Source organism: Stenotrophomonas sp. STEN020, from assembly GCF_056760195.1.
Genome location: NZ_JBRREI010000015.1, coordinates 50,664 through 69,637, shown reverse-complemented (window position 1 = coordinate 69,637; position 18,974 = coordinate 50,664). Strand labels below are relative to the sequence as shown.

At 58.6% G+C, this 18,974-nt stretch carries 19 protein-coding genes and 2 pseudogenes; 19 read left to right on the top strand and 2 right to left on the bottom strand.

The window, feature by feature from the left end:
• Nucleotides 1-118: 118 nt before the first annotated feature.
• The 16 genes and pseudogenes from ACVOLZ_RS08795 to ACVOLZ_RS08720 all read left to right on the top strand — a co-directional run bounded on the left by ACVOLZ_RS08795 (nt 119) and on the right by ACVOLZ_RS08720 (nt 13,263).
• Nucleotides 119-724, top strand: a complete 606-nt coding sequence (locus ACVOLZ_RS08795; protein WP_180872673.1) for a sulfite oxidase-like oxidoreductase — start codon at nt 119-121, stop codon at nt 722-724.
• A gap of 34 nt (nt 725-758) precedes the next feature.
• The gene (locus ACVOLZ_RS08790; protein ID WP_481515824.1) at nt 759-1,463 is read left to right on the top strand and encodes a ferredoxin reductase; all 705 of its coding nucleotides are present in this window, start codon (nt 759-761) and stop codon (nt 1,461-1,463) included.
• A 255-nt stretch (nt 1,464-1,718) separates the two neighbouring features.
• Nucleotides 1,719-2,984, top strand: a complete 1,266-nt coding sequence (locus ACVOLZ_RS08785) for a thiolase family protein (protein ID WP_180872671.1) — start codon at nt 1,719-1,721, stop codon at nt 2,982-2,984.
• A gap of 167 nt (nt 2,985-3,151) precedes the next feature.
• Nucleotides 3,152-4,228, top strand: a complete 1,077-nt coding sequence (locus ACVOLZ_RS08780) for a DUF4331 family protein (protein WP_180872670.1) — start codon at nt 3,152-3,154, stop codon at nt 4,226-4,228.
• A gap of 473 nt (nt 4,229-4,701) precedes the next feature.
• Nucleotides 4,702-5,619, top strand: coding sequence for a hypothetical protein (locus ACVOLZ_RS08775; protein WP_219627553.1), 918 nt, complete (start codon nt 4,702-4,704; stop codon nt 5,617-5,619).
• A gap of 175 nt (nt 5,620-5,794) precedes the next feature.
• Nucleotides 5,795-6,313, top strand: a pseudogene (locus ACVOLZ_RS08770) (IS3 family transposase); the annotation flags it as partial.
• 51 nt (nt 6,314-6,364) lie between these two features.
• A pseudogene (locus tag ACVOLZ_RS08765) lies at nt 6,365-6,682 on the top strand (recombinase family protein); the annotation flags it as partial.
• A 161-nt stretch (nt 6,683-6,843) separates the two neighbouring features.
• On the top strand, nt 6,844-7,053 hold the full coding sequence (locus ACVOLZ_RS08760; RefSeq protein ID WP_258011406.1) for a peptide-methionine (S)-S-oxide reductase: 210 nt from the start codon (nt 6,844-6,846) through the stop codon (nt 7,051-7,053).
• 115 nt (nt 7,054-7,168) lie between these two features.
• Nucleotides 7,169-7,450, top strand: a complete 282-nt coding sequence (locus ACVOLZ_RS08755; protein ID WP_180872669.1) for a DUF427 domain-containing protein — start codon at nt 7,169-7,171, stop codon at nt 7,448-7,450.
• Between the two features lie 436 nt (nt 7,451-7,886).
• Nucleotides 7,887-8,852: a YeeE/YedE family protein gene (locus tag ACVOLZ_RS08750; RefSeq protein WP_258011405.1), complete on the top strand. Its 966-nt coding sequence runs from the start codon at nt 7,887-7,889 to the stop codon at nt 8,850-8,852.
• Between the two features lie 45 nt (nt 8,853-8,897).
• Nucleotides 8,898-9,176 carry a hypothetical protein gene (locus tag ACVOLZ_RS08745; protein ID WP_180872667.1) on the top strand — a complete coding sequence of 93 codons (279 nt, stop codon included), beginning with the start codon at nt 8,898-8,900 and terminating at the stop codon, nt 9,174-9,176.
• Between the two features lie 180 nt (nt 9,177-9,356).
• Nucleotides 9,357-9,851, top strand: coding sequence for a Dps family protein (locus ACVOLZ_RS08740; protein WP_219627551.1), 495 nt, complete (start codon nt 9,357-9,359; stop codon nt 9,849-9,851).
• A 51-nt stretch (nt 9,852-9,902) separates the two neighbouring features.
• Nucleotides 9,903-10,403 (top strand): peptide-methionine (S)-S-oxide reductase, encoded by a 501-nt coding sequence (locus tag ACVOLZ_RS08735; protein ID WP_180872666.1) that lies wholly within the window; start codon nt 9,903-9,905, stop codon nt 10,401-10,403.
• A gap of 158 nt (nt 10,404-10,561) precedes the next feature.
• Complete coding sequence (locus ACVOLZ_RS08730; RefSeq protein WP_180872665.1) at nt 10,562-10,906, top strand: putative quinol monooxygenase; 345 nt, start codon at nt 10,562-10,564, stop codon at nt 10,904-10,906.
• A 134-nt stretch (nt 10,907-11,040) separates the two neighbouring features.
• Complete coding sequence (argS, locus tag ACVOLZ_RS08725) at nt 11,041-12,729, top strand: arginine--tRNA ligase (RefSeq protein WP_180872664.1); 1,689 nt, start codon at nt 11,041-11,043, stop codon at nt 12,727-12,729.
• 132 nt (nt 12,730-12,861) lie between these two features.
• Nucleotides 12,862-13,263, top strand: a complete 402-nt coding sequence (locus ACVOLZ_RS08720) for a RidA family protein (protein WP_481515823.1) — start codon at nt 12,862-12,864, stop codon at nt 13,261-13,263.
• Between the two features lie 194 nt (nt 13,264-13,457).
• On the opposite strand, the gene msrA is transcribed toward ACVOLZ_RS08720, so the two are convergent.
• Both msrA and msrB read right to left on the bottom strand, forming a co-directional pair.
• A complete protein-coding gene (gene msrA, locus ACVOLZ_RS08715) occupies nt 13,458-14,189 on the bottom strand; it encodes a peptide-methionine (S)-S-oxide reductase MsrA (protein WP_180872663.1) in 732 nt (243 codons plus the stop codon).
• 124 nt (nt 14,190-14,313) lie between these two features.
• Nucleotides 14,314-14,823 carry a peptide-methionine (R)-S-oxide reductase MsrB gene (msrB, locus tag ACVOLZ_RS08710; protein ID WP_180872662.1) on the bottom strand — a complete coding sequence of 170 codons (510 nt, stop codon included), beginning with the start codon at nt 14,821-14,823 and terminating at the stop codon, nt 14,314-14,316.
• Nucleotides 14,824-15,298: 475 nt separating this feature from the next.
• Here msrB and ACVOLZ_RS08705 point away from each other — a divergent pair, with 475 nt between their 5' ends.
• The 3 genes from ACVOLZ_RS08705 to egtD all read left to right on the top strand — a co-directional run bounded on the left by ACVOLZ_RS08705 (nt 15,299) and on the right by egtD (nt 18,833).
• On the top strand, nt 15,299-16,498 hold the full coding sequence (locus tag ACVOLZ_RS08705) for an aminotransferase class V-fold PLP-dependent enzyme (RefSeq protein ID WP_180872661.1): 1,200 nt from the start codon (nt 15,299-15,301) through the stop codon (nt 16,496-16,498).
• Between the two features lie 83 nt (nt 16,499-16,581).
• Nucleotides 16,582-17,874, top strand: a complete 1,293-nt coding sequence (gene egtB / locus ACVOLZ_RS08700) for an ergothioneine biosynthesis protein EgtB (RefSeq protein WP_481515822.1) — start codon at nt 16,582-16,584, stop codon at nt 17,872-17,874.
• Nucleotides 17,871-18,833 carry an L-histidine N(alpha)-methyltransferase gene (gene egtD / locus ACVOLZ_RS08695; protein ID WP_481515821.1) on the top strand — a complete coding sequence of 321 codons (963 nt, stop codon included), beginning with the start codon at nt 17,871-17,873 and terminating at the stop codon, nt 18,831-18,833. Before egtB ends, egtD begins: the two co-directional genes overlap by 4 nt.
• The last annotated feature ends 141 nt before the right edge of the window (nt 18,834-18,974 follow it).

Genomic DNA, 18,974 nt, shown 5'->3' with positions numbered 1-18,974 from the left:
CACCCGCTTTTTTTCTTCACTAAATCGGTTCTTTCGGCGGTCGTATGTGAAAAGATGCTGCATATAAATTCTGAAGCGCATCCGATTCCGGTCAATCTGACAAGCAAGGGAGTTCGCCATGGTCACCAGAGGATTTAGCGGTCGCGGCTCGGGCGGAGATCAGAAAGATAGGATTCCACCAGGCCAGCATCTCGTGGAGGATTTCCCAGTGCTTTCGGCCGGGCCCACGCCGCGTGTGGAGCCCTCCGATTGGAAATTTACAGTCAAGGTTGGTCCGAAACCTTTCAAGGTTTGGAATTGGACTGAGTTTAATGCTCTACCGAAGACTAAGGTGACCAAAGACATTCACTGCGTCACCTCCTGGTCCAAGCTAGATACTGTCTGGGAGGGCGTACTGATCGAAGACATTCTGGCGGATGCAGGGCTTGATCGGCCCACCGACTTCGTCCTGGCGCACTGCTACGATGATTATTCAACAAACGTTCCCTTGGTGGATTTACTCTCAGGGAAAGCGATGGTCGCGCTTAGCTATGCGGGCAAGCCGCTTACCCGTGATCATGGGGGGCCCGCGCGTCTTCTTGTTCCGCACCTCTACTTCTGGAAGTCCGCCAAATGGGTGAAGGCGCTGCAATTTACAACCCGAGACGAACCCGGTTTTTGGGAGGGACACGGGTATCATATTTACGGCGACCCATGGCGCGAGCAGCGATACACCCATGACTGAAAGCGGCGCACAAATTGTGTCGTGGCAGTCGTGTGTGATCGACGAGATCGTCCAGCAGACCCCGAATATCAAGAGTTTCTTCTTTCGGCTGGCCAAGCCGTTCGGGCACATCGCAGGCCAGCACGTTGATGTCCGACTGACTGCGCCTGATGGCTACAGAGCGATGCGCAGTTACTCGATTGCGTCTTCGGCAAATTCGTCCGCGACCATCGAGCTCGCTATAGAGCGCCTGCCGGACGGCGAAGTTTCGCAGTTCTTTCATGACGCCGCGGCCGTCGGCGACGAAATCGAACTGCGGGGTCCGCTCGGCGGCCATTTTCTGTGGCCTGAACATGCTACGGATCCAGTTCTGTTGATCGGGGCAGGTTCCGGCCTCGTGCCGTTGATGGCAATGATTCGGCAGCGCCGCGCACTGGCCCAGACCGTGCCTACAGCGCTGCTTCTGTCCGCACGAACCGCTGAAGACGTTCTCTTTTCAGAAGAGCTGCATTCCATCGCACTCAGCGATCCGGCGTTCGCCCTGGCGCTAGCGATTACGCGCGAGAAGCCGATCCGCACATCGGACTATTCGCGGCGGATCGACGGCGCGATGGTTCAAGAAATCGTAGCCCGGTTTCCCCGAAAGCCCACGCAAGTATTCGTCTGCGGTTCGAACAGTTTCGTTAACGTTGCGACTGACGGCGCGCTGCTGGCCGGCCTAGACCCCTCTATTATCAAGACCGAGCGCTACGGTGGTTAGTAGCGCGTGCGGCTCTACGTTCCATCGATATAAGGAGTACGGGAATCGCCTGGAAAGGATCTCGCCCGGGGACAATCGTCACCCGTCGGTTCCGTCCTGGAAATCGGGCAAAGAACGGACTATAGAGTGCTGACAACTTGGAACTGATGGAACGCCTCGTCGACGCTCAACACACGCGTCAGCTTCTCGTGCGTCATAAGTGGATTTCGATCGATGCCTACTCCCCGCGCGACTTTGGACTTTATGGAGAACAACATGAAACGCTTTGCCGAACACGTCTTCATCGCCGCAGGACTTCGCACGCCTTTCGGCCGCGGTGGAGGACCATTGTCTGCCTACGATGCGGTCTCTCTGTCCGTGCCTGTTGTGAAGGCGATGGCGGCCCACGCAGAACCCGACCTCTTCGTCTGGGGAACCGTCATTCCGAACGTAGGCTGGAGCAACATCGCCCGCGAGACCTGGCTTGACGCCAAACTCAGTCCGACGGTGCCGGCGTACTCTGTGGTCTTGGCGTGCTCTACCAGTATGGCGGCGACCTTCGCTGCGGGCGGGATGTTGGGTGGGGGAACCAACCTGGCGATGGTCGGCGGGTCCGAAGTTATGAGCCGTCCTCCAATTGCGCTGACCGCCGATGCATCAAAGCGGCTCACCGACCTCTTTTCGCGAGACCCAGCGGCCGCACTTGCGGCTCTCCAGGCTCTTACCCCACGAGACTATTTGCTCCCCACAAAGGGCTGGGCTAACCGGATCACCGGCAGGACGATGGGGGACCATATGGAGGAGACCGCCAAGGCCTGGCAGGTTTCGCGCGAGGCGCAGGATGATTGGGCGCTCAAAAGCCACCAGCGGGCAGTAGCTGGCTGGGAGCGTGGCTTCTTTGATGATCTCGTGATCTCACTGCCCGAGCTGGCGCGTGATGCGAACCCGCGGGCCGACACGTCGCTCGAACGGCTTGCTGCACTCAAGCCCGTGTTTGATCGCGACAGTGGGAAGGGGAGCTTGACTGCCGGCAACAGCTCACCAATTACGGATGGTGCTGCCGGGTGTTGGGTCGCCACCAAGGCCGGTCTGGCTCGACTTCCGGGGGCTACCCCATACGCGCGTCTCATCGACTACGAGGTGTCGGCCGTCGATTTCCATACCGAGGGTCTGCTGATGGCGCCTTCCTATGGCATCCCGCGCCTGCTCGCGCGAAATAAACTCAGGTACTCCGACATCGCACTCTGGGAAATCCACGAAGCCTTCGCAGCACAGGTCTTGGCGAACGTCGCGGCCATTACCGATCAGGAGTGGGTCCGCGGAACAGCCGGGGTTCAAGCGGATATGGGCGACTTTGATTGGGACCGCGTCAATCCCAATGGGGGCTCGGTGGCCATTGGCCATCCGTTCGGTGCTACTGGCGCGCGTGACCTCAGCCAGGCCGTGAAGGAACTTTGGGCCATGCCAGTTGGGTCGCGGGCGATCGTCAGCATTTGCGCCGACGGCGGTCAAGGCACAGTCGCACTTCTCGAACGCGCGTAACTGGAGAGCTTCAGTTGAAGGACATCCGCTACCACGAGGCCGGCAAGGAGCCGCCCCTTCCCGTCGTCGTGCAGCCAGCGAGCTAGGGCCTGCGAACTGGGTGGGTGCGGTCCAGGCTATGCGGCCGCGAACCATTTTCTATTGATAAGTACGAGAGGATATTCCGAATGAAAAACATGAAAAGCAAGTTGAGCGCGCTGGCTATAGCGGTGTTTTCTACATTGTTTCTATCTACAGCGGCACAGGCAAGTCATCATTTCGAAAGCCGCTTAGCCAAGGAGCATCCGCAGTTCGATTTGACGGATCTGTACGTCTTCGATTCCGAGCGCAAAGGTTTTACGACCTTTGTGATGGACATCAATCCCCAGACAAAAAAGGACGGACAGGCGCAGTTCGGCGAGAATGGCGTCTACAGTCTTCATATCGCCGAAGATCGCGCCAGTTCAGAAAAAGGGATGACAATCACCGTTCACCTGAAAGGCGAAAAGCTTTTCTTTGGTTTGTCGAAAGAAGGTGCCAATCAGCCTGTCGGCGTGAAAGGAGTGGAATTTGGACAAGCGTCCGTTGGGGCCACCCAAACCTTCAGCAATGGAGTCCGCGTCTGGACGGGGCCGGCTCTTGATCCCTTTGTCGGGAATGGGGAAGGCCTAGACAAGTTCCTTGATGGCATTGGGACGGGCAAGCTGGAAATGGCGGCGTTTTCCAAGGGGGGAGACCTCTTCGAGAATCTTTACAGCAGCGTAATCGTGATTGAGGTTCCGAATGCGATGCTTCCCAAGGAAATCTTCGTTTACGCCTCCAGTGCATTCTACAACGTCGATAAATGGGAGCAGGTAAATCGCATCGCGAATCCTTTGATGACCCATCTGTTTTTGGCAAACAACCAGATGGAAGTTGCCGAACATGTCGGTCACCGGCCCGATATCGATCACAAGCAAAAATATGCCGTCGCCGGCTTGGTCTTGCGCGCGATCACGCTGGACCGTGACAGCACCGTGAGGGACAAGGTTGCCTATGCGGACAAGCTTGCGGCCGAACTTTTGCCTGATGTCATTCCGTATAAGCCGGGAACACCGGCCAGCTTCAACTTTAATGGTATCAACGGGCGCAAGCCAACCGATGACGCCATGGATGTGCAGCTGAGCCGGTTCCTTGGCCGGCCGGTCACTGACAACGCCAATAGCTTTACGCGCCAGCGCGCAGCCTTCCCGTATGTCGTCCCAATCAAGAAAGGGGCGAATTGAAGAGTACGGAGCGATCCGGGACCACATATATATGAGCTGGACGAACCTTCGCACCCAGGCTCTTCTTCGTGCCTTCGTAGGGCGAATTGGCATGATCCGCGTGCGCCGACATGGAAGCTCGCGCGTCGTCGTCCAGCTGTGCTCGGCTCGATATCGGCCGCGTGGCGCGATATATTCGCTCTCGTGAATGTGCTCGCCGTTCACGTACTCCACCGTAACATTTTCGGGCGTCTCGACGATCGAGAGACCGTTCGCGACGGCTGCACGGATCGGCAGAGCGGATCGGCTAGCGTCGTAAGTTCCGCCGAAAAAGCGAGCCGCGGTGAAATTGGGCGCACTAAGCAGGTCTTCATCGCGCAGCTCGGCGGAACGCGCGTCCTTGCCGTCTGTTGTCGCGATGTGACCGAAACCAACTCCTACGAGGACGGTAAGAAAGACGCGGCGACGCCGGCCGACGATCGAACGACCCGTCTTTGGTCGAGCGCTTTGTCGCTGATGCAACGCCGAAGCTGGAGGAGGCGTTGGCGGACCCGACACTGATTCATGGCTCGCGAACCGAGCGGCTATTTGAAGCGACGGTGCTTAGCCTTGGTCACTTTCGATTGCTCAAGACCGAGGATGTGGGTCGGGTCCATGCCGCAGTCAGCTGCCGCGCGCCGGATTTCCGAATTGTGCTCGACGACGGCGAGCAGTGGCTCGTCGAGGTCAAGAACGTCCGAAGCCCGGAGCCGTTCAAGCAGAAAACGCAGATGTCGGCGGCGTATCTGGCCTCGCTCCAGACATATGCCGACATGGTTGGCGCGCCGTTGAAGTTGGCGATCTTCTGGTCGCTCTGGAATATCTGGACAGTCATTTCGCCGGAGCGCTTCCGCAGCCCGAACGGCGGCCTTCGCATTACGATGAAAGATGCGGTTCTCGCCAACGAGTCGGGAAGGCTCGGCGAGGTGATCATCATGACCAAGGCGCCGCTACGGGTTGTGCTCGGGGCGGCGACCGACATGCCGCATTCGCTGAGCCCAGAGGGGCTGACCAACTTCATCATCGGGTCGGCGAAACTCTATAGCGGCGAGGTCGAGCTGACTGATCTCAGGGATCGCAAGCTCGCGGAGGTGCTTCTGTTCTACGGTGAGTGGTCCGTCGAGGGGCCTCTCGCGATCACCGAGGGCGGCGAGTTCGCGGGTGTCGAGTTCGTCGCCATGCCAGAGGAGCCGTCCGATCAAGGTTGGGACGGCATAGGCTGGGCTAGCCGCATTTTCAGCCGGTACTATGCCGCGCAGACCATTGATGGCGACCAGGTCATCCAGCTCCATGGAGAGGCGGCCCCGGAATGGTTCGCGCCGCTTTCGGATTGGGATTTCAAGAACAGCGGTTTGGCGGAGCCGGTTGATTGATCAAGGCGCTGGTTGGGCGGTTGCAATCGCTTTTCGGGTGACGTGAACAGCAGAGTGGGGGAGAGGTTGTCTTGAGGCGGATGCCGCACCTGATCGATTTCGAGACGCCATCTGACGAAGCGATCTGCCTCCACGAGGCTGGTGATGCCAGCGCTGCCCTGGTGGTTGGCCTTATTCGAACAGGCTATGGGTTTCTGACTTTACCTATGTCGCCACCTGGCAGGGTTTCGTCTACGTGGCCTTCGTGATCGACGTCTTCGCTCGTCGCATCGTTGGCTGGCGGGCGAGCCGGACGGCACATGCGAGCTTTGTCCGCGATGCCCTTGAGCAGGCACTTCATGATCGGCGTCCCGCTCATGGCGGCGACCTCGTGCATCACTCGGACAGGGGCGTTCAATACGTGTCCATTCGCTACTCCGAGAGGTTGGCAGAAGCTGGCATCGAGCCTTCTGTCGGAAGCGTCGGCGACAGTTACGACAACGCCCTCGCCGAAACGATCAACGGTCTCTACAAGGCCGAGGTCATCCGTCGGCGCGGGCCATGGAGAAACTTCGAAGCGGTCGAATTCGCCACTTTGGAATGGGTCGATTGGTTCAACCACCGACGCCTCCTGGAGCCCATCGGAAACATACCGCCAGCCGAAGGCGAAGAGCGGTACTACGCCATGCTGGACGAACCATCCATGGCCGCATAACTTAAACGAAATGGCCTCCGGCAAACCCGGCGCGGTTCAGTTTCCGGCAGCACCGCTATCGCGCTGCGTCGAGGGTTTTCCCGACTCATGGACAAGTTGGAGTCCGGGGACATTCTGATCGTGACCAAACTCGATCGGCTCGGCCGCGACGCCATTGATGTCAGCTCGACGGTGAAAGCACTGGCCGAAATCGGAGTGCGCGTTTACTGCCTTGCGCTTGGCGGGGCCGACCTCGCCAGCTCGGCCGGGACAATGACCATGAATGTCCTCAATGCCGTCGCCCAGTTCGAACGCGATCTTCTAATCGAACGGACACAGTCTGGCCTAACTAGGTCTGCTTGCATGCACATTGTTGCTTGCCCAGCTTGATGCCAGGCGAATTCTAGAGAAGCATGAACGTTGATCCCTGGAGCCCTCTCCGGCGCCGAGGCGCTTGGCAAGCAAAACTACCCCGCCCGGGCATCGAAACTATAGCTTGTGCGTATTGGGCGTGTCCGCTCGCGGCGGATACTCTGGCGGAGAGGTGTCTAATGCAACCTGCCCCCACCAATGGCAATCGCGCCGAGGCCATGGAGATGCTCTTCGATCCGGCGGAAACGAGTTCCCGCCTGCTCGAATTCTTCTTCCAGATCCGCGACCCGACAACGCTTGATCACCAAGGTAGCGACCATGGCTCAATTGCCATGCGGATGTGGAAGCGTCTGGCGTGTGCCCTTGCAATAAAGTGGAAACCAACGTGACGACGGTAAGCGATTTCTGGAAAGCCGAGTCCGAGCACCAGGATTATCTGGAGCGCATCCCACACGGCGATAACTGCCGCTTCCCGCGCCCGGACTGGGTTCATTTAGATAGGGGATGGTCTCAGCAATTTGGAAAGACACCACCATTGTCGCAAGCGACGAGACGGTCATCGTCGAAGGAAACCACTACTTCGCACCCTCCGCGGTTGACCAGAGCCTGCTCGAGGCAAGCACACGCACGTCTGTCTGTCCGATCAAAGGCACCGCGAAATACTTCAACATTCGCGTTGGTGGTACGCTCAACGCGAACGCGGCCTGGACCTACCCCGAGCCAAATCCGGTTGCGGAGGCCATCCGAGGTCACTTCGCTTTCCGGAAGGGAGTGCACGTTGCGTAGCGGCAGCCCGGATCAACCAGTCTCTGCGCCGTGCCATCGAGCAGAAGATGCACAGCATTGCCGAGGGGGCGATGCCGTCCATGAGCCGCAGGCCGGACGCACCCCGTATCCCGGCGTAACGGTCCAGGGCCACTCGATAGAGCGCCATCTGTGCAGCCAACCAGGCGTGAGGTGGGCTGGAGAACTGTCATGGGGCGCTCGGACGCGGCTATCAGCGAAGCCCCTCCCTGCCGACCTGCCCGCAACGTCCACGTCTTTGTAGAAAGCGGCAGATGATCCAGGCTGCTTGCGGCTTGGTTCCTATTTCCCCCAGAAGTATCCTCCAGCGAGTATGGTGCGTTGATGCTTTCAAGCCTCCTCAACCTGATCGAGATATTCGCTAAATCTGTCAGGTTCCATCTCGTCGCGCTGCGCGTCGTCGTCGTTGGTCAGGCGTATGCGTGCCGCGGGTCTGCTGGAAATCTCAGTGATCGCAGCAATCGCCGTAATCCTGGCCTTCTGGCTGGGTTACTCAACTAACCGAAGCGGCACCTGTGTCGTTGCAGCGGCACACGAAATTGTTCATCGCCGCCGCGCGCGACGAGTGATCGGACTGACTGTTGCCTCTCTGGCTGCGGGATTGGTCGCTGTACCGTTAGCTTGGTCGCCAGTGGGATCAGTATTGGAAGGGTCCACGGATCTTAGTATCACGCTAGTCATTGGGGGAGTCGCTTTCGGTCTGGGGGCGCTTATCAATGACGCATGCCTATTGGGGTCGTTGGGACGCCTAGGCAATGGGGAGTCAAGACTGCTGGCGCTGCCACTGGGACTGACTGCCGGATTTCTTGTGACATTCGGCCTGTATCAACCAAAACCTCAGTCATTTCCCAGCATCCTCAGCACGCCGAGCACTACTACGGCAGTCATCCTTGCCACTTTCTTGGTTGCGCTCGTTCTGCTCATCGCGTTCATTTTCAGAAACGCGATGAAAGAAGCCGGCACTCAAACGGCAATGATAAGCATGATAGTGCTCGGGATTACTGGTGGAGCGCTCTATGCGTTGATGCCGGCCTGGGCTTACGCGGATCTCATATTGGCCAGTCTTCCCCTTGGCTTGGACAGAACACGGGGTGCGGCAGTGACGACTGTTCTGGCGGCCGTTGCCGGTGCGGTCGTGTCTGCTCATCGAAAACGCACTTGGCGCCCGCGTGGTGCGTCGCCGCGACAGCTAGCTCAGACATTCGCTGGAGGGGCGTTGATGGGTGCCGGCACAGCGCTTATCCCTGGCGGCAATGACAGCCTCATCTTGGCAGCTATTCCCGCATTGTCTCTCAGCGGCATCGTTGCTTACGTGGTGATGTTTATCGTCATTGCAATCGGGCTGGCGACAACCCGGAACAAGGCCGCTCCGGTTGCGTCCTAGAGGTGACCGAACACGCGGCCGATCACCGACTAACGGAGGAATGACGTGGAGCATGCCGAGTTTGACGCAGCTTTCGAGAAGCTTGCGGAGGGATACAGCGAAGGCGCTTACGAAGGGCGGCGTTTCGGCGTGACCGTCCGGCGATCCGAGGACGGACGACGTAACAGCCTGTTTGCCAGGGAGTTGGCGGCGACGGACATTGTCAGCTTCAATCTTTATCGCGCAACATCAGGAAAAATATCGCTCAAGCCGTGCGAGATGTCTATCGCAAAGGTCGTCGCATTCGTGCTGAATTTCCGGCCTGACTCTTGCCTAGAGAAATAGGTCTGGGCCAGCCTCTCCTCCTGCCGCGCCCGTCCTAATGCTGCCCATATCGCTCGAGCTATCGAAACTATAGTCGTTGGGTATTGGACTTCATCTGGCGCTAAATCCATTCTCTATACGTCGCCATCGGTGGGAATCGGTGCTGGCTGCCGTGTAAGCCATAACGAGGAGGTCTAAGTGATGACAAAAATTAATGCTGCTTCCGTTCCGACACCTTCCGATCTTGACGAATCTGCCGCCATGAGCGTCTCTGATGCTCTGAAGATCATCCTGGCGAACAGCTATGCGATCTACCTGAAGACAAAAAATTTCCACTGGCACGTTTCCGGACCCTACTTTAGGGACTATCACCTGCTACTCGATGAGCAGGCCGCAGAGATCCTCGCCGTTACTGATGCGATCGCCGAGCGCGCTCGAAAAACGGGCAATACGACCATCCGATCGATCGGCGATATCGCGCGTCATCAGACCATCACGGACAACGATGCCGAGTTCGTAACGCCGCAGGACATGCTGAGCGAACTCCGCGCCGACAATCTCCACATGGTTGAGTCGTTTCGCCGCGCCAAATACGTCGCGGACGAGGCGAAAGATAATGCGACGTCCGGCCTGATCGATACCTGGACGGACGAGGCGGAGCGGCGTGCGTGGTTCCTCTTCGAGATCAGCCGCTAGGCCTGCGCCGGGCGGCGCGTCAGGAAATACGCCTATGCATGGGAGAAGAAGGTGGCCAAGATCGGCTTTGGAGGCGGGTGCCATTGGTGCACAGAAGGGGTGTTCCAAACCTTGCGCGGCGTCAGTCAAGTCGAACAAGGCTTTGTTCAATCGGACGAGCCGGCAGATACGTGGGCAGAAGGGGTAATAGTCACCTTCGATCTATCGGCGATTCAGTTGGCAACGCTTTCCGAGGTGCATCTCAGAACTCATTCCGCAACCAGGGCCCGCTCACCCCGCAGCAACTACCGCAGCGCGATCTATATCTTCGAGGACAGCCAGCGGCAAGAGGCTGAATTGGCGATAGCTCGATTTGCCGACGAGGCGGGCAAGGCGGTCCATACACTAGTCCTTCCTTTTAGAAGTTTCAGGGCGTCAGACGAGCGTTATCAGAACTACTATCGAACCGATCCGAGCAGGCCGTTCTGTCGCCGCTACATCGATCCCAAGCTGGAGCACATCCGAAGATATTTTTCGGAATTGGCGCTCCCCAGAAGCGCCCAGGCCGAATAGGCAATCGGGATCGTGATCGCTCGTAGTTCCAAACCGCTTCTCGATACATTCTGAAAGCTGTTGGACTTCGTATCTCAATTAGCACCACCGAGTCACCGCATAAGTAGCTGGCGTCGTTGAAAAGAAGAGCCATCGATCCACCAGCAGAGACAAATGACATGACAAAGAATGAGGTAATCGAAGTTGGCCGGGAAGTGATCGTGATGCTTCGGCTGAAGTTCAAACCTGGCGCTATCGCTCAAGTGCTTAATGAGATCGTTTCCGCCGCCATGCTAACGCGTAAAGAAGTAGGCAACATTGAGTTTCAGGTCTATCGCGCGAAGGATGACGTCGATCGCCTTGTTCTGTTTGAGCGTTGGGCAGACCAGGCGGCGTTAGATCATCATTGGCAGCAAGATTACACTAAAAGAGTACTGGTGCTTTTCGAAGAAAACCTCGTCCGGCCCCTATCCCAAGTCGAGGATGTCACACACCTCAGCGACGTATTGCAGGCCGTGCCGTAATTCGCCCCGACCAGACTATTCCCGAGCTTGACTATCGGGATCGGGATCGGGCACGCGGCGCGCCCAAAACGCGAGCGCGGGCCCCGGCGGCGGTCAGGTACGATCACCAAATCCGCAACATCAGCAGGAAATTCGTGAAAGCCACCCTGCACGCCCTGATCGCCCAAGGCATCGACGCCCTGCGTAACGCCGGCACTTTGCCGGCCAATACTGCTAGCCCGGATTTCGTGATCGAGCGGCCGAGAACGCGCGAGCACGGCGACTTTGCCAGCAACGCTGCGATGCTGCTGGCCAAGCCGGCGCGACGCGATCCGCGTGCGCTAGCCCAGGCATTGGTGGAGGCCATCCCGATGGGCGTGGACATCGCCAGGGTCGAGATTGCCGGCCCAGGCTTTATCAATTTTCACATGACCGCCGCTGCCTACCAACGAGCAGTCGTTGCCGCACTCGACCAGGGCGATGTATACGGAGGTAATGGCAGCGGTGGCGGCAAGACCGTCGGCGTGGAGTACGTATCGGCCAACCCGACTGGTCCACTGCACGTGGGTCATGGCCGCGCTGCCGCCATCGGTGACTGCCTCGCTCGCCTGTTGCAGGCCAATGGTTGGAACGTGCGGCGCGAGTACTACTACAACGATGCAGGCGTACAAATCGAGAACCTCGCCCTGTCGGTGCAGGCTCGTGTGAGCGGTCTGCTACCTGATGACGCTGGCTGGCCGGAGGCCGGCTATCGTGGCGAATACATCGCCGATGTCGCCCGCGCGTATGTGAACGGCGAGACGGTCGAGTCTGACGGCGGGTCGGTTTCCGGAACGGGCGATGCCGCTGACCTGGACTCCATACGCCGCTTCGCCGTAGCCTATTTGCGCCGGGAGCAGAACGAAGATCTCACTGCGTTCGGCATAGCGTTCGATACATACTTCCTGGAGAGCTCGCTCTACAACGATGGAAAGGTGGCAGAGACCGTCGAGCGTTTGACTGCGTCTGGGCACACCTACGAGGACGGCGGCGCGCTGTGGCTGAAGTCGACCGGGTTCGGCGACGACAAGGATCGGGTCATACGCAAGTCCGATGGCACCTTCACCTATTTCGTACCGGATGTGGCTTACCACCTGTCAAAGTGGCAGCGCGGTTACGAGCGCGCGATCACCGGACTGGGCGCCGACCACCACGGCTCGCTGGCGCGTGTGCACGCCGGGCTGCAGGCGCTGGATGTCGGCACTCCTCCCGGCTATCCGGAATACGTCCTGCATCAGATGGTCGCGGTGATGCGTGGCGGCGAGGAAGTGAAGCTATCCAAGCGCGCCGGCAGCTACCTGACCCTGCGTGATCTCATCGATGAGGCAGGGCGCGATGCAACGCGCTGGTTCCTGGTCGCGCGCAAGCCGGACTCGCAGCTGACTTTCGACATCGACCTTGCGCGCCAGCAGAGCAACGACAACCCGGTGCTCTACGTGCAGTACGCGCATGCACGCGTCGCCAGCTTGCAGCGACAATCCATCGAAAAGGGCTACAACTTCGATGAAGCAAATGGGCGCCTGCACGTGGGATTGCTGAGCGACGACAACTCGCTGCTCTTGATGGTCGAGCTTGCACGCTTGCCTGAGGTGGTGGCAAACGCTGGCCAGCTGTTGGAGCCGCACCTCATGGCGCAATACCTGCTCGAGTTGGCCCATGCTTTTCACAGGTGGTACCACGGCACCCCGGTACTGGTCGAGGACGCGGCACTGCGCGATGCACGACTGCTGCTTGCCGCTGCTGCGGCCCAGGCACTACGCAACGGGCTCAAACTTCTTGGGGTCAGCGCCCCTGACAAGATGTGAATGGAGCGCCTTTCACTTGAATCTTTGTTCGCGTTCGTTATGGCCTGCTTTGCCGTCACGTTCCTGTCTTAGCAGCGAGTAAGTTCCTACCAGGGCTTAGTAAGACTGGAAAGCCCCCAACTGGAGAACCACATGTCGAAACCAACCTTTTTTGTCACGCCAGGCTATGGCCCTGTCTTGCACGAGCTCTTGCATTATTCCCAAGCCCTACGCGTGGGGGATCGCGTGGAAATATCGGGTCAAGGAGGGTGGAACAACGATCTGGAAATACCTTCGTCATTAGAAATTGAGATCGCCCAGGCCTTTGAGAATGTCGAGCGCACGCTGGCAACTGCAGGGGCGAGCTGGAAGGATGTTGTGCATGTCAATTCCTATCATGTGGGAGGCTTTCCACCCATTGTCAATGAGACGATGGCCAGGCTCTATCGCCAATACATGCCAGATCACGCCCCCATCTGGACGCAGCTCGGTGTGGAAGCGTTGGGTTTGCCCACCATGCACATTGAAATCAGGGTGACAGCTATCGTTGCCTGAAGATGGAATAGAAGAACGAACGCCACGCCGAAGCCGCCATCGGAGATCTGATAGTTAACATTGGCGTAGGCTTCGGCAAGGATCGCGCTGCTGCCAATCCCTACCTTCGCGATGACGTCACGTTTGTATTGGCGCTCACCATTCTTCTGGTGCAGGAATTAGTTCGGAGCAATGTGGCTTTATCCGGCAAGATCTCACCGCCCAGCCACTAAGGCGGGCGACGGGTTATACAAGGCCGGATAGGTGCTTTTCAAAGCCGCCAGCTTTGGCGCATCGTAGTAGCGGATGTAGGCCGCATTGGGATTTAACGTCAGGTAGTCCTGGTGATAGCTTTCGGCCGGATAGAAGGGCTTGGCCGAAGATACTTCGGTGGCGATCGGCGCAGCGAAGGTCTTTGCCTTCTGCAACTGTGCGATGTAAGACTTGGTGGCGGAGAGCTGCGCAGGGGTCGTGGTGAAAACAGCAGAGCGATACTGGGTGCCGTGATCGGGGCCTTGGTAGTTCAGCTGGGTCGGGTCATGCACCACTGAGAAAAACACCTGCATCAATTTCCCATAACTTACTTGCGCGGGGTCATAGACCACCTGCACCGCTTCGGCATGGCCCGTGGTTCCGCTGCTGACCAATTCGTAATTGGCATCGGAGGCGTTTCCACCGGCGTAGCCAGAGACCGCGCGCTGTACGCCTTTTACATGCTGGAACACGCCTTGCACGCCCCAGAAGCAACCTCCCGCAAACACGACTGTTTCCAATTGACCTGAGGCTACTGCGCTTGATGACGCGGTCTCAATCGGTGCGGGAACCGCTGCGGCCCGAGCGGATGCGACGACGGAAGGTTTCTGTGCCATAGAGACTCCAGCTATCAGCAAGGCCGTGATGCCAAGGGCAACGGCGGCAGCGATGATCTTGTCTGTCGTGGAATTCATTTCATACTCCCAGAAAGCAGGTCATTCAACCGAAAGTGAAGGCGTGAGCACGAACGCCAGGATCTAGAAAAGCAGCAGACCACTCTTGAAGGAGGGCTGGTCCAACGAGGATCTTTCTAGCCTGTCAGGCCGGCGCGAAGATCATCGCCACACCATTCATGCAATAGCGCAATCCTGTGGGCTTAGGTCCATCGTCGAAGACATGACCCAAGTGCCCACCACACCGCCGGCAATGCACCTCGGTTCGCACCATGCCCAAGGTGGAGTCCGTATCCTCGCCGACCGCATTGTGCAGCGGGGCCCAGAAGCTCGGCCAGCCGGTGCCACTCTCGAACTTGGTAGTGGACGAGAACACGGGCAAGGCACAGCCCGCGCAGGCAAAGGCGCCTTTGCGGTGTTCCGAATTCAATGGACTGGAGTAGGGGCGTTCCGTTCCATCGCGCCTGAGAACCGCGTATTGGCTTGGGGAGAGGCGCTCCCGCCACTCTGCGTCGCTTCGCATGATCTCAAAACGCTTCCCACGAGTAGCAGCAGCAGCTGGAGCCTGCGGAGTACATGCGGCCAAGCCAAGCAGGGAGCCGGCGAGCGCCAGGCCCCCGGTGCGGAGCAGTTCTCTACGGGACAGATTATTCATGCTTACCTCTACGGCCAGGTGGGCCAGGCGGATGCGTGCTACGGTCGTATGCGATCAATATGGGGGCAAAAAGATTCGGGTCCGCTAGGACATGAAGCGATTGTTCAGGAATAGCTGGGAGCCACCAAGCTGGATACTTAATCTGCGGCAGCAGCGCGGATGCAGTGGGTTCGACCGCAACTCATGAGATTCCACAGCGTGTTCAGTGAACAAATCCTTGGCTGCTGCGAGTGAGTGTCGAGCAGATCAACCAGGCGACTCAACCAGGCGACTAATTGCGGCGGCGCGCTCGTGCTTGTAGGGCTTTGGCGGTCGAACTCGTCTCGCGGCTTTCAGAGAAGGTCAGGCGAGGGCACCAAAGCCGGGGCGGGTTATGAGCGGAGTTGAGCCTTAACCCTTTAATGGGGACCCAGTGAGCTGGAGCTGTCCTGAGGGTGACAAGCGAGCAGCGAAGTAGCGGGGCTAAAATAGTCTGATGTCATCTAAGGTCCAGATACATGAATGCGGCGGAGCAAGCTCGCTTTTGCAGGCGTCGGATTGTTTCGTCTTGCCCTCCGGCACGCTTTATCTCGACGCAGCTGCTCAAGGTCCGCGCTTACACAGTGTGTTGATGGCTGGACAAGCAGGCCTTGAGGCCGGCGCTCAGCCCTGGAAGCTCACTTTCGCCCATTGGGAGGCGCAGATAGAGGGCTTGCGCGCATTAGCCGCCGATTTGTTGTTCGAGAGTGATGTTGAGGGCGTGGCCATGGTGCCCTCTGCGGCGTTTGGCATCTCCACCGCCGCGCGCAACTTGCCTTTGCAGCCAGGACAGGAGGTCTTGGTGCTCGAAGGTCAGTTCCCATCGAACTTGCTGCCCTGGCAGCAGCGCTGCACGGAGGTGGGTGCCAAAGTCATCGCAGCAAAACGAGAGCTGGAAGAAGACTGGACCGAGGCTGTGATGCGAGCTTGGGACAGGCGTACGCGCCTGAAGATAGTGTCGCTCCCACACACCCACTGGCTTGATGGGTCGGCGTTAAACATGGATCGGATCGCGCAAAGAGCACGTGAGAGCGGCACCTTTTTGGTGCTGGATCTCAGCCAAAGCTTGGGGGTTTTGCCTGCCGAGCTCGGTCGGTGGCAGCCGGATTTCGTTGTGTCCGTGGGCCATAAGTGGCTGCTGGGCCCGCATGGTCTGGCATGGCTATGGGCAGCGCCGCAGTGGCGCGATCAAGGCGTAGGCCTGGACCAGCACTGGCAAGCGCGCCAAGCAGGGGATCAATGGTACTTCCCGGCTACCCAGCCGCCTCCTTACCGCGCAGGTGCCCGGCGCTTTGACGCCGGTGGCGTAGCCGATCCCACGCGCTTGGCGATGGCAACTGCCGCGCTAGCTCAGCTAAGGCAATGGGGCTTAGCCAATATCACCAGAAGGCTCGACCAGCTCATCATCGAACTTGATCGCGCTTTGGATGCCCACGGTTTGGAGGGATGGAAAACTAACGGACATGGACCGCACTTCACAGGCCTTCGCGCGCCCGACGCGGCCCAATACTTCGCCGCTACGAATGCATTGGCGACTCACGGCGTCGTATACACTGGCCGCAGTGGACTGCTACGCATTGCTCCGCACTTGCATATTGGGGTCGCGGACATGGCGCGAACGGTACAGTTTATTGCCTCGGCCGTGCAACCGGGCTAAAACTCTTCTCCGCGGTTGTTTTCTGATTTCACACTCTCAGCGCAAAGTGGGCGATACCACTGGTCCCAGCTAGCCTCTTGCCCATGCCTCTTTCTAAGTCAAAATTCTCTTCTTCAGCGTGGCCTGACCTTCAAGCGCTTCTTGGTCGTTACCAGGTTGTGCGTGCGCGCAGCATCAAACTTGCTGCGTCACTCTCCCCGGAAGACGCCATGGTGCAAAGCATGGAGGACGCCAGTCCCGCCAAGTGGCACCTTGCGCACACCACGTGGTTTTTTGAGCGATTTGTTCTCGCCGCACGCGAGGGCTATCTCCCAGTCGATGCGCGATGGGACTTCGTATTCAACAGTTATTACCACAGCGTAGGCCCCATGCATGCGCGACCGCGCCGCGGACTGTTGTCGCGCCCTGCGTTGGCAGAGGTGCTGGGTTATCGCCACGAGATCGACGCGCGTATCGCTGCACGATTTGAAGCGGGCGACATTTCATCGGATTTGGCTCGGGTAGTGCTAATGGGCACACACCACGAACAACAACACCAAGAACTCTTGCTTACCGACATCAAGCACGCATTCTGGAGCAATCCCCTGCATCCGGCGTATCGCCAGGAGTTGACCACGCACCCCACTGCCGAAGCTTCACCGCTGCGATGGATCGCTTGTGATGAGGTCATTACCGAAATGGGGGCGGCGCCTTGGCCAGAAGCAAGGGAGTTCGCCTTTGACAATGAAGCGCCCCGTCATCGTGTGATAGTGCCTGCGCATGCCTTGGCCAGTCGCCCGGTGGACAATAGCGAGTATCTCGCGTTCATTGCCGATGGCGGCTATGAGCAGGTGGGGCTATGGATGAGCGAGGGTTGGGATCGGCTACAAGCGCAGGGGCACCGTCGTCCTCTTTATTGGCATCCCCAGGAAGAACTGGAATTCACCTTGGGAGGATGGTGCGAGCTGGACCCCCGCGCGCCGGTTTGCCATCTCGATTATTTTGAAGCCGACGCTTTCGCTCGCTGGGCAGGTGCCCGCCTTCCTACCGAAGCGGAGTGGGAGCAAGCCGCTGCAGGGTTGTCGGCGGAAGGCAACTTCCTCGAAAGCGATGCGCTGCATCCACAAGCCAGTCAGACGACGTCGAACACGGGATTTGAGCAGCTATTCGGTGACGTCTGGGAATGGACCTCGACGGCTTACACCCCGTACCCAGGATTTAAGACCTTGCCCGGCTCACTGGGCGAATACAACGGCAAGTTCATGAGTGGGCAATGGGTGCTGCGCGGCGGGAGCTGTGCCACCCCTGGCGATCATATTCGCGCCACCTACCGCAACTTTTTCCCACCCCCCACGCGCTGGCAATTTTCCGGCGTGCGTTTGGCCAAGGACATATGAACGCTGAGATGATATCGACCGACCTGCACCCGACTCCTAACGACATTATCGGCGATGTGCTCGCAGGCCTTGCGCAATCCCCTAAGCGCTTACCTTCCAAGTATTTTTACGACGCCCGCGGCTCCGAACTCTTCGAAAAAATCACTCGACAGCCGGAGTACTACCTCACCCGGGTTGAGCTTGCGCTGTTGCAAGCCAGTGCTCCAGAGATCTCCCATGCAGTGGGGCCGTACGCGCATGTCGTGGAATACGGTAGCGGCAGCGGAAGAAAGACGCGCCTTCTGCTTGATGCGCTGGAAGACCCGGTGGCCTACACGCCAATCGAAATCTCTGAGAGCGCCTTGCTGGCCAGCGTTGAGCGGCTGGATCGAGAGTTCGGCGATGTGGAAATGCTGCCTGTGTGCGCCGACTTCACTCAGCCTTTCGAAATACCGCAACCTGAGCGGAAGGCAAAGCAGACCTTGGTCTTTTTTCCAGGTTCCACGCTGGGCAATTTTACTGAAGACGAGTCTGTGGCTTTGCTTCGCGCGATGCGCCAGACCATGGGCGCCCGTGGGGGCGCCCTGATTGGCATCGACATGCAAAAGTCCAGCGTACTGCTGGAAGCGGCCTACAACGACAAAGCCGGGGTCACGGCAGCCTTCACCCTTAACTTGCTCACGCGCCTCAATCGTGAGATTGCAAGCGATTTTTCCCTTAAAGACTTCGAGCACCAAGCGCACTATTCCACTGAATGCGGCTCGATCCTCACCTTCCTAGTGAGCAAGCGCGCACAAACTGTGACGATCAGAGATCAGCGTTTTGAGTTTGCCGAACGGGAAAAGATGCAGGTTGAATATAGCCGCAAATACACCGATGCAGGGTTTGCAGCGCTCGCTGGAAAGGCCGGTCTCAAGGTGGTGCGTGGCTGGAAGGATCCACAAGACTGGTTTGGCATAAAGCTGCTCCAGCCCGTATGAATCCGTAGCAGGGGCCGTGGCGCTGGCCTGAAAGCTCGGTCGCCCAGGCTCTCGTTCCAGCTCCAATATTCCCGGCGTTTTGATCTTGCCAAACGCTGGGTCCGCGGTCTTGGCACTTTGAGTCTGCTATGCGGGCGCACC